The following is a 10,489-nucleotide window of genomic DNA, read 5'->3' as shown; positions in this document are numbered from 1 at the left end:
GCGGTCAGTTCCCTTCGGTCGCGTCGTCCTGCTGAGACGGCATCGCTTCGCGGCGGCCCGCTTCCGCGCCCGTCTGGAAGTCGCCCCACCGCTTCTGGGCCTCCTCCGGCGTGGTGAGAGGGGCGGCGGCGGCGCTGGACGGGGCGCGTCGCGGCGACTGGCGGCGGCGCTGCGGCAACCCGGGAAGGCTCCCGGCCCCGGCAGGGGTGGTGCCCGGGTCGGTCGGCGCGTCGGTCAGCGCCGTCGCCCGCGCGGGCACCGCGTCAGCCGCTCCCCGCACGGGGCGCGGGGCGGCGGCGGAGGCGGAGGCGGAGGGGGAGGCAGCGGCGGCGGAGGCTGAGGCGGAGGCGGAGGCGGGCACCGGCTGCGGCACGGCCTCGCGCTCGGGCATGCGGCGCTGGAACGGCGCCGCCGCCACGACGGGCCTGACCGGCTCGGGCGCGAGCACCGACGGGCGGGTGTTCTCGGGCATCTCCACCAGCAGGCCCGCGGGGACGCTCACCACGGCCTGGACACCGCCGTAGGCGCTCTTCTTCACCGTCACCTGCATGCCGTACTGGGCGACCTGCCGCCCGATGGCCGCCCATCCGGTGTGGGGCGGGTTGCCGAGGTCGACCAGCCGCACCGCGTGCCGGCCGCTCAGCAGCCGGCTGGCCCGCGCGTACTGCTCCTCGTTCAGCCCCACCCCGGCGTCGTCGATGACGATGGCCGCGCCCGTGTTGGTCTCATGGACGGCGATCGTCACCTTGAGCGTGCCGTGGGAGTGATGGACCGCGTTGGCCAGCAGCTCGGAGGTGACGAACAGGATCGGCTCGGCGGCCCTGGCGGCCACGCCGACCCGGCGGCGCAGGTGGTTGGCCGGCCCTTCGATACGCTGGTCGAAGTTCTCGACCCGGGCGATGGCGCCCACCACGAGGTCCACGAGGTAGGTGTCGTCGCGCGAGAGCCCGGCCGTGGCGCCGCAGGCGATGCCGGTGGCCTGGGCCCGGCGCACGATGAGCTCGTTGAACATGTCGAGCCCCAGCACCTCGCGCAGCAGCTCGGTGTGCTCGTCGCCGCTGTAGCGCTGCTGCACGGCGGCCAGCAGGTCCTGGGCGCGCAGCGCCTGGGTCTGCACGCGGGCCATCGCGCCCCGCACGATCGCCTGAGCCGCCTCGTCGATGCGCACCGTCTCCTCGCGCACGGCGCCGGAGACCGCGTCGAGCACGGCGAGGTGCTGCCGGTCGACCTCGGTGCCGGCCAGCGCCGGATCCCGCAGCCCCGGAACGGTCACGTGCGGGGCACGCAGGTGGCGGACCAGCGCCGGGATCCGGGTGGACAGCAGGTGTTCGGCCTCGCCGCGCGCCAGGTCCTGCTGGGCGCGCAGCTCACGGGCCTCCTCGGCGGCCTCCCTGGCCTGGCGCTCGGCCTCCCTGGCCTGATGCTCGGCCTCCCTGGCCTGATGTTCGGCCTGCCGCAGCCGCTGCTCCCGCTGGGCGCCCTCGCGGGACAGGCGTTCGTGCGCGTGCCGGGTTTCGGTCAGCTGCGCGCGGGTCTGGGTGAGCTCACGGAGAACGCGGTGGCGGTAGATCAGCACGCCTGCGAGGGCGAGGGCGACGACGCCTGCCACTATCGCGACGCTGACAAAATCTGGCGGCATGACAGTCCTGAGCTAGGAGGAAAGGGCGAATCGGCGCCGTTCGCTCACCCAGTATTCCGAGGACGCCAAGATAGTCAAATAACCAGCAAACCCCTGACGAGCCCTTGAAACTATGAAAAACAGGGGCAAATCAGTCACATTTACTCACTCCCGAACACGCAGAGTGATCAACCGCGATGGGAGCCGTATTCACGGCTCCGAGCTGTGTAAATGCCTCGCCTCACATGCGGGGGCGAGATGACCGAATCAACGGCGGCGACCGTCCGAATCGGGCTCGCCCGGATTTTCTCCGCTTATTTCTCCGTTCCGCCGTCATCCCATGGTCACGGACAGTAATTCTGCGCGATGCCCGCGGCCTCCGGTCCTATCGGGCGTTCTCCTCGGCGCGGTCGAGCAGCGCACGGCGCTCCGGCTCGCTGTGGGCGACGGCCGCCGCCTGCCGGAACAGGGCCGCGGCCCGGGTGTGGTCGCCGATTCTCGAGGTGAGGTCGGCTTCGGCGGCGAGGGCGAGCGGATGGTCGTGCAGGCCGCCGCCCGACCGCGCCCTGGCCAGCATCGCCAGGCCGGCCCGCGGGCCGTAGGCGTAGCCGTGCGCCACGGCCCGATTCAGCTCGACCACGGGCGTCGGGTGGATCCGGGCCAGCTCGTCGTAGTGCCCGGCTATCTCCGGCCAGTCCGTCTCGGGCGGCGACGGAGCGGTGGCGTGACAGGCGGCGATGCGGGCCTGCAGCCCGTACGGGCCGTCCCGATCGAGACCGGCGACGAGGTCCAGGCCCTCGGCGATCGCGTCCCGGTCCCAGAGGGAGCGGTCCTGCCGTTCCAGGGAGAGCAGGTTGCCCTCGGCGTCCTGGCGGGCGTGGCGGCGGGAGTGCTGCAGGAGGAAGAGGGCGAGCAGCGCCGACACCTCGCTCTGCCCGGGCATGAGCCGGCGCAGCAGCCGCGCCAGCCGGATCGCCTCCGCGGCGAACGCCGGCTCGCCGTCGGCGTTGTAGCCCTGCGTGAACAGCAGATACAGCACGGCCAGAACCCCGGGCAGCCGTTCGGCCAGGGCCGGACCGGTGGGCACCCGGTACGGGATCCGCGCTTCGACGATCTTCCTCTTGGCGCGGGTCAGGCGGCGGGTCATGGTCGACTCGGAGACCAGGAAGGCGCGGGCGACCTCCGCGGTCGGCACCGCGCAGATCGTCCGCAGCGTCAGGGCCACCCGGGACTCCAGGGCCAGCGCCGGATGACAACAGGTGAAGATGAGCCGCAACCGGTCGTCCACGATCTCCTCATCATCGAGGGTCTCCGGGCCCTCCTCCTCGGTCGGCGTCAGTGCGCCCAGCTCCGCCAGCTTGCGGCGCTCCACCGAGCCGCGCCTGAGCACGTCGACGGCGCAGTTGCGCGCCACCGTCATGAGCCAGCCGCCGGGGTTGGCCGGTACGCCCTCCCGCGGCCACCGCTGCACGGCCGAGGTCAACGCCTCCTGAGCGCAGTCCTCGGCCAGCGTCCAGTCGCCCGTCATGCGGATCAGCCTCGCGACCACCCGCGGATAGGCGTCGGCGGCGACCGCGGCCAGATCCGCCGTCACTGCCCGGAATCGGCGAACGGGCGCAACTCCAGCCGTCCCGCCCTGGCCATCGGGTGAGCGCGGGCCACCTCGATCGCCTCGTCCAGGTTCTCGCATTCGAGCAGGTCGAAGCCTACGATCACCTCCTTGGTCTCGGCGAACGGGCCGTCGGAGAGGATCAGCTCGCCTGCCCGCACGCGGACGGTGGTGGCCACGGATTCCGGAGCCAGCTCCGCGCCTCGCAGGCGCCGCCCTTGAGCGTCGTTCTGCGCCACCCACGCCTCGATGTCCGGCAGGTCGCTCCGGTCCGTGTCGGGCTGGGCGTCGGTGCAGACGAACATCATGTACTTCATCGGGTGCTCCTTGGATCGGTGTGCCTTCACCATGGTGACGAACGAGCCAGGGGATTCCGGACAGGCGCCGCGCCGAAATGTCGCATCGTGATCGTCCGGGGCCTCGTGCGCCGCCTCTCGGCACCCGGTCACAGGGTGTGGGCGCGGCGTCTCCCGACGACCGCGCCCTCCCCGCGCTCACGGACGACCGGCGGCTTCAGTCCAGCCAGCGCCCGGCCCCGTGCACGGTCACCTCCAGCAGTTCCGCAGGATGGTCCGGATCGGGATAGTAAATGATCATCGTGGTGCCGGCCGGCAGCAGCAGCTTGACGGCCTGGACGCACCCCGCCACGGCCTGCCGCTGCCGGTCGGGCCCGGTGCCGCTGATCGGCACCGCGTCGCAGACCCCGCCCGGGTTGTTCATGACGAGCCGCAGCGTGGAGTCACGCAGCGCCACCTCGCGCGTGGCGACGCGATAGGCGAGCTGCGTCTCCAGGTGCCAGGCCGGAGGCGCGACGGGCAGCCCGAACTGCTGCCTGTACAGCAGGTCGAGGCGGTGTCCGAGGGCGGCCAGGTCGTCGTGCAGCCCGCTCTCGACCGTGTATTCCGCCCACTTCCCGAGGTCGTCGGCCGGGGGGAGACTCGCGATCGGCAGCCCGCTCGCGTCGAGCACCCGGCCTGACTCGTCGACGAGGTAGCCCTGGTTGTTGAGCCGCTTGATCGACTCGCTCACGTCCTTGAGCTGGGACGCGGCGTCCTCGTACGGGCAGTGCCCGCCGTCCTGGACGCAGCCGATCGGCAGCATCCGCACGAGCGAGGTCGCCAGCGCGGACTCGTACGTCGCCACGATGACGGTCCGGTCGGACAGGTGGTGGAGCAGGTACATCGGCCCCCAGACCGAGTTGTACTCGGCGAAGCGCAGCTCCTCCGGGATGAGCGACTCCACGAAGGTGCCCTTCCACTGGCTCGCGTACTTGTCCCAGTCGGGATCCTCGGACAGGTCGAGGGCCCCGCTGATGCAGTCGGAGAAGCTCTTGCCCGCGCTGAGCACGCTTCGCGTGGCGGCGGACTTGCAGTCACCGATCAGCGAGTACTGGGAGGCGGCGTTGATCAGGTCCAGCCCTGTCAGGGCGATGTACTCCTCGGCGAGCCGGTGCGTCTCGGTCTCCCGGTCGGAGATGCCCGTCTTGGCGAAGGAGAACAGCGGGCTCATGACCACGGACAGGCAGGCGTCCAGGGCCTTGCCGACGAACTGGCGCCGGCACTTGTCGGCGTTCCTGCTCGCATAGCCCTCCGGGTCGTGCAGCGGGCCCTTGGGGTCGTTGAGGATCTTCTCCACGTAGGCGTTGCAGTCGTTGTAGCCGGGCAGGCCGTCCTCCGGCCCCCATTCGCAGTGCCCCAGCCACTCCCCCTTCAGCGTGTTGAGGCGGCGCTGGGCCTCCTCCCGATAGTGCTCGAACACCTCGGCGGCGATCCTGGCCGCCTCCGAGGCGCTCTGGCCGGCCCGGATCTGCGCCGCGTAGGCGGTGTCGTAGGCGGCGTAGGCGCCGGCCGCGTCCTGTGCCGCCGAGACCGCCGAGGCCCGGGCCCAGCGCGCCGACAGGGACGCCCTGCCCGCCGACTGCTCCGCCTGCTGGGCCGCCGCGGCGGCGGTGCGGACGGACTGCGCGGCCCGTTCGGCGGACGCGGCGGCGTCGCGGGCGTGCGCGACGGCCTCGGTGGCGAACGTCCGCGCCTGGTCGGCCGCTCTGCCGGCGTCGCCGGCGTACCCGATGGCCTCCTCGGCGGAGCCGCGGGCCTGCGCCGCCGCGGCCTGCGCGGTGCGCGCGAAGTCGACGGCGCGCTGCGCGATCTGCGAGGTCTCGATCATCAGGGACGTGGCGATGTAGTTGTGCGTCGCTGTCGCGTAGTCCCGCTCGGCCGCGCGATGCCGCCCCACCTCCAGGAACTCGGCCTGCATCGCCGTCGTGCCGGCGAGCGCGACCTGGGCGCCGTTGCGCACCTCGGTGCCGTGGGAGCCGTCACCGGCGATCGCGCCGACCTTGGCCCGGACGTCCATCGTGTAGGCGGTGTTGTGCTTGACCTCCAGGAACTCCTCCAGCGCGGCCGGATCGCCGGAGCGCAGGGCGAGGTTCGCCGCCTCCTCGGTCTGCGCGTGGCCGGCGTCGCGGGCCTCGGCGAGGATCCGGCCGACCCGCTCCCGCTGTTCGGCGGCCCGCTCGGGGTAGTCGGGGTCGTCGAGGAAGGCGACGACGCCGGCCCAGGCGCCGTCGAGGGCGCGCTGCGCGGCGGCTCTCATGGCGGGGGTGCCGGTGACCATGAGACCGGTCAGGGTCGTGCGGTCGTCCTGCTCCTGCGCCGCTGCCAGCCCGCTCCTGACGAACTCGACGGCGCGGACGTCGTCGTCCTCGCCGAGCGCCTTCATGGCCGCCGAGCTGGTCCAGGTGCCGGGCACGGTCGCGAAGTAGCGGGCCACCTCCCGCGCCTTGCGGGCCGCCACGGCGGCCTCTGTCCGCGGGTCGGCGACCTCGGCGATCAGCGCGTCGATCTGCGGCGTGTGATAGCGGCGGATCGGCACGCCGAAGCCGCGGGCGTCCCCCAGCCGGGCCTGCGCGGCCTTCTGGCTGATGTGCCGGGCGAACGACAGCTCCAGCTCCAGCTCGTGCCGGAGTCGTTCGGCGTCCGCCGTCCGCGCCGCCTTGTACACGACCTGGGCCGTCTCGGCGGCCCGCAACGCGTCCTCCGCCGCGCGGTAGGCGTTGTCGGCGTGCTGCGTCGCCAGCTCGGCCGCGTTGACGGCGTTGCCCGCGTGCTGGGCCGCGCTCGCGGCGGCGCTCGCCGCCTGCTCCGCGTACGACACCGCGCGTGTCGCGGCGTCCCGCGCCTTGCCGGCGGCGTCCTTGGCGATGTCGGCCTGGCGCACCGTCTCGGCGGTGGCGCGCTTCGCCCGTTCCGCGCTCGCCCCCGCCCGCGCCGCCGCCGCGAACGCGGCCTTCGCCTCGGCGCTGGCCTCCCCCGCGTAGCGGCCGGCGGCCTCGGCCGCGCGCCCGGCGGCCTCGGTGTTGGCCCGCGCCGAGTCGGCGGCGGCGACCGCGGCGTAGGCCTGCTGGGTCACGGCGGTGATCTGGTCGATGGGCGAGAGCCAGGCGGAGATCTGCGGGCCGATCTGCCGCATGACCTTGTTGTGGTTCTCCGCCGCCGCGGCGGCCTCGGCGTCCAGCTCCGCTGCCGCCGCTGCCGCCCACGCCTCGTCGGACTTCGTGTGCGCCCGCGCCGCCGCGGTCGCCGCGCGCCCGGCGGCGCCCGCTGCCGCGCGCGCGGCCTCCGCGGCTGCCCGCGCGGCCTGTACGGCGACGCTGGAGGCGATCGCGGCGCGGTCGGCGGCCTCGGCCGCGCGCTGGGCCTGGCGTCTGGCCTCCGCCGACTCGCGCCCGGCCAGCGAGGCGAGGCGTTCCGCCTCCTGCGCGTCGCTCTTGGCCGCCGCCGCCTCGGCCTTGGCCCGCTCGGCCTGCGCGACCGCCGAGACCGTCTCGAACGCCGCGCGGCGGGTCGCCTCCGTGGCGCTCGCCCGCAGATCGTTCAGGGTCTGGCTCTCGTTGTCCCTGGCCTGGGCCACGCCCCAGTCGATCTGGACGAACCGCTCCTGCATCTCCAGGCTGCCGTCCTGGAGCGCCCGGTTCGCCGCCGCCTGCACCTGCGGGCCGCCTCCGGCCATCGCCCGGTTGACGACCGCCCGCAGGTCCAGCCGGAATGGCAGCCGCCAGCCCGACTCGACGAACTGCCCCAGGGCCTCCCGCGACCCGTTGCGCAGCACCGCGTTCGCGGCGGCCCTGACCTCCGGCCCGCCCGCCGCCTTCATCGCGTTCACGCTGGCGCGCAGGTCGATCTCCCTGGCGCTCTCCCAGCCGCCGTCGAGGAACTTCACCACGGCGCCGGAGTCGTCCGACATCAGGGCGGCGTTGGCGGCGGCGGCCACCTCGGGCCCGCCGTGGGCCTTGATGCGGCCGGCCTGCTCGCGGTCGTCGCGCGCCACGAGCCCGGGCAGCTCGGCCAGCAGAGCGCAGATCGCCGCCCTGTCCCCGAGCAGCGCCTGCTCGGCGGCCGGACGCACGTTCACGCCGCCCGTGACCCACGCCTCCAGCACCACCTGGCGCTCGCACACCGGCGCGGCGGGCGGGTCCGCAGCCGCGGCCTCGGTCATCGGGCTGCCCACGACAAGCAGGGCGAGCACGGTGCCGATGACCCCCGCCGCCCGCCCGGGAGTCCTGTCACATAACGCTCGAATCATTTTCACGTCCACCATTCCGTCCACGCGGTCGATGAAAGGGCTGAACGGCCGGCCGGGGTGTGCCCGGCCGGCCGTTGCTCAGCTGACGACCCGCAGTTCCAGGAGGGTCTCGCGGCAGTTGTCGGGATAGTCCTGGTGACTCTCGTCGCAGGTGGTGTCCGTACGCCCGAACTGCTCGCTCTCGTCACGCTCGACGCGCTTGGTCCGCTCCGCTCCGGAGGACACGTTCACCACTGTCGCGTCCACGTCATGGCCGGCACCCGGCGAGCGGCTGTCGCCCTGCACCTCGTAGACGTTCGGGATCCGGAGCTTCACCCATCCGCCGGAGCCGAGGACCTTGAAGCAGACCGCCGTCACGCCGAGGTGCGGCTCGCCTATCTCGGTCTCGCCGTTCAGCAGGCCGGGGAACACCTTGATCACGCCGACCCCGTTCTCGGGGGACGCGGTGCAGGAAACCCAGATGATCCCGCCGTTCCCGGAGATCAGCTCGAAGTTGCGCGCCTCGGCCTCGTCCGTGCCCCAGTCGGCCTGGCCGGAGGTGCCCGCGAAGGCGTGCGGGAAGTTCAGGGGATAGCCGAAGCGCTCCACGATGGAGTCGGGGCCGATGACGGGCGTCACGGTGACCGGGACCACCCGTACAGGCGGCAGCGCCCGTCCCGCGACGTAGGTGATCTGGTCGCCCGGGCGGTAGAGGAACAGGTGGCTCTGCCCGCCCGTGCTGCGGTAGTCGAAGGCGATCAGGCGGTCCTTGGCCATCTCCAGGTCGTAGCCGCCGATGCCGGCCGAGCTGTGGAACACGGCCGTGAACGAGTTGCCCGCGCCGTGTTTGAGCACCCAGGCCGTCTTCCCGCCGGGGCGGTAGAGCAGCAGATGGTCCAGCTTGCCCGAGTGCTCGTAGTCGTAGGCGATGATCTGGTCCGCCGTGCTCTTCAGGTCGTAGCCGCCGATGCCCGTCGCGCTGTCGAAGACGGCTCTGAACGTGTTGCCCGCGCCGTGCTCCAGGATCCAGGCCGTCTGCCCGCCCGGCCGGTAGAGCACCAGGTGATCGAGCTTGCCAGAGCCCGTGTAGTCGAAGGCGATGACGCGGTCGCGGGCGTCCTTCAGGTTGTAGCCGCCGATCCCGCCGTCGGCCGAGGCGAAGACGGGCGTGAACGTGGCACCGCTGTGCCTGAGTATCCGGGCCATCCCGGTCCCCGGCCGGTAGAGCAGCAGATGGTCCAGCTTGCCCGAGTGCTCGTAGTCGTAGGCGATGATCTGGTCCTCGGCGCTGTTCAGGTCGTAGCCGCCGATGCCGGCCGAGCTGTGGAAGACGGCCTTGCACGTGTTGCCCGCACCGTGCTCCAGGATCCAGGCCGTCTGCCCGCCCGGCCGGTAGAGCACCAGGTGATCGAGCTTGCCCGAGCCCGTGTAGTCGAAGGCGACGATGCGGTCCCGGCCGTCCTTCAGGTCGTAGCCGCCGATGCCCGTGGTCGAGGAGAAGACGGGGACGTAGCTGCCGTCCGCGTTCCGCTTGACGATGAAGACGATCTGCGTGCCAGGGCGGTAGAGCACCAGGTGGTCCAGTCTGCCGGAGCCCGTGTAGTCGAACGCCACCGCCTGGTCACGGTTGTCGTCGAAATCGTAACCGCCGATCCCGGTCAGGCTGCCCGCGTACTGGGTGTAGGACGTGGTGGGCTCGATCGCGACCGTGCGGATCCAGCTCGCCAGGTCGTCCACCCGCACCGCGTCGCCGCCGCGCGTCCCGTCCGCTGCCGCGCCGAGGCAGCCTCCCTGCCCCGAGCCGGAGCTGAGCCCGACGAGCTCCGCGCGGCTCCCGTTCGTGCGGAGCACCGGCGCGCCCGCGTCCCCCTGGCAGGCGCTCACGTCACCGCCGCTCGCCGCGGTCCAGCCGAACGAGGCGGCGGCCACGGCCCCGGCCACGACCGGCGCGGCGTGCAGCCGGTCGGGCGCCCACTGCTCGGCGGTCCTGCCGTAGCCGGCGACCTGCAGGGCGTCCCCCGTGACGGGAGCGGCGGAGCCGAGCGTGACAGGGGTGATGCCGACGGCCCGCAGGGACAGCTTGACCAGGACGGCGTCCCGGTCGCGGTGCGGGTGGATCCACTCCACGGGCAGCACCCTGCCGCCCGTGGCGGACAGATCCGTCCTGCCGACCGTGACCGTCGTCGCGGTCTTGGGCGCCCCGCTGGTGATGGACTGCCCCTGGGAGGCGAAGCAACTGGTGGCGGTGAGCACCCACTGCGGGCTGACCAGGGCTCCGGTGCAACTGTGGGTCTCACCCACGTTCACCTTCGCCACGAAGCCCCAGGTGCCGTCGGCCACCGGGCCGCCGCCCCGTACCGCCAGGGCCGGCGTCGCCACCACCGAGGAGACAATCATCAGCAGGGAGAGGGTTGTGAGGGGTAATGACCGGATGATTCGCTGGAGGTTCACGGCACGATTGTGAAGATCACGCCGTGCGCGAAACAGGGCGTGGCCCGGACATGAGGCGGGCATCTCCCGCCGGGACCGGAGCTCCGCGGCGCCGCCGGCGCCAGCCCGACGGCTGACGCGCGGGCGAAGGTGCGGCGGCTCACTCCCGGCTGCTCGGACGCTGTCATCGCCCGTCTTCCCTTCACCTGCGGACGTCGGCTCCGCATGCGGGGTCAGCGGCGTCAGAGCGCTCTGCGCACCTCAGTCAG

At 72.8% G+C, this 10,489-nt stretch carries 5 protein-coding genes; all 5 read right to left on the bottom strand.

Features of this window, described 5'->3' with window-relative positions:
* Window positions 1-4: 4 nt before the first annotated feature.
* Window positions 5-1,609 (bottom strand): ATP-binding protein, encoded by a 1,605-nt coding sequence (locus LCN96_RS23280; protein ID WP_225274988.1) that lies wholly within the window; start codon window positions 1,607-1,609, stop codon window positions 5-7.
* Window positions 1,610-2,003: 394 nt separating this feature from the next.
* Window positions 2,004-3,212 (bottom strand): RNA polymerase sigma factor, encoded by a 1,209-nt coding sequence (locus tag LCN96_RS23275; RefSeq protein WP_225274987.1) that lies wholly within the window; start codon window positions 3,210-3,212, stop codon window positions 2,004-2,006.
* A complete protein-coding gene (locus LCN96_RS23270; RefSeq protein ID WP_225274986.1) occupies window positions 3,209-3,544 on the bottom strand; it encodes a YciI family protein in 336 nt (111 codons plus the stop codon). Before LCN96_RS23270 ends, LCN96_RS23275 begins: the two co-directional genes overlap by 4 nt.
* Window positions 3,545-3,740: 196 nt before the next feature.
* On the bottom strand, window positions 3,741-7,811 hold the full coding sequence (locus tag LCN96_RS23265; protein WP_225276040.1) for a DddA-like double-stranded DNA deaminase toxin: 4,071 nt from the start codon (window positions 7,809-7,811) through the stop codon (window positions 3,741-3,743).
* 78 nt (window positions 7,812-7,889) lie between these two features.
* A complete protein-coding gene (locus tag LCN96_RS23260) occupies window positions 7,890-10,187 on the bottom strand; it encodes a S1 family peptidase (RefSeq protein ID WP_225274985.1) in 2,298 nt (765 codons plus the stop codon).
* Window positions 10,188-10,489 lie beyond the last annotated feature (302 nt).

Source organism: Nonomuraea gerenzanensis, assembly GCF_020215645.1.
Classification (GTDB): Bacteria; Actinomycetota; Actinomycetes; order Streptosporangiales; family Streptosporangiaceae; genus Nonomuraea; species Nonomuraea gerenzanensis.
Note: the sequence above shows the minus strand (reverse complement) of the source record. Positions and strands in the feature narration are given on the sequence as shown.

Coding starts and splice junctions, on each gene's coding strand:
- LCN96_RS23270 (WP_225274986.1), bottom strand. CDS start 3,544: ATGAAGTACATGATGTTCGTCTGCACCGACGCCCAGCCCGACACGGAC.
- LCN96_RS23265 (WP_225276040.1), bottom strand. CDS start 7,811: ATGATTCGAGCGTTATGTGACAGGACTCCCGGGCGGGCGGCGGGGGTC.
- LCN96_RS23260 (WP_225274985.1), bottom strand. CDS start 10,187: ATGATTGTCTCCTCGGTGGTGGCGACGCCGGCCCTGGCGGTACGGGGC.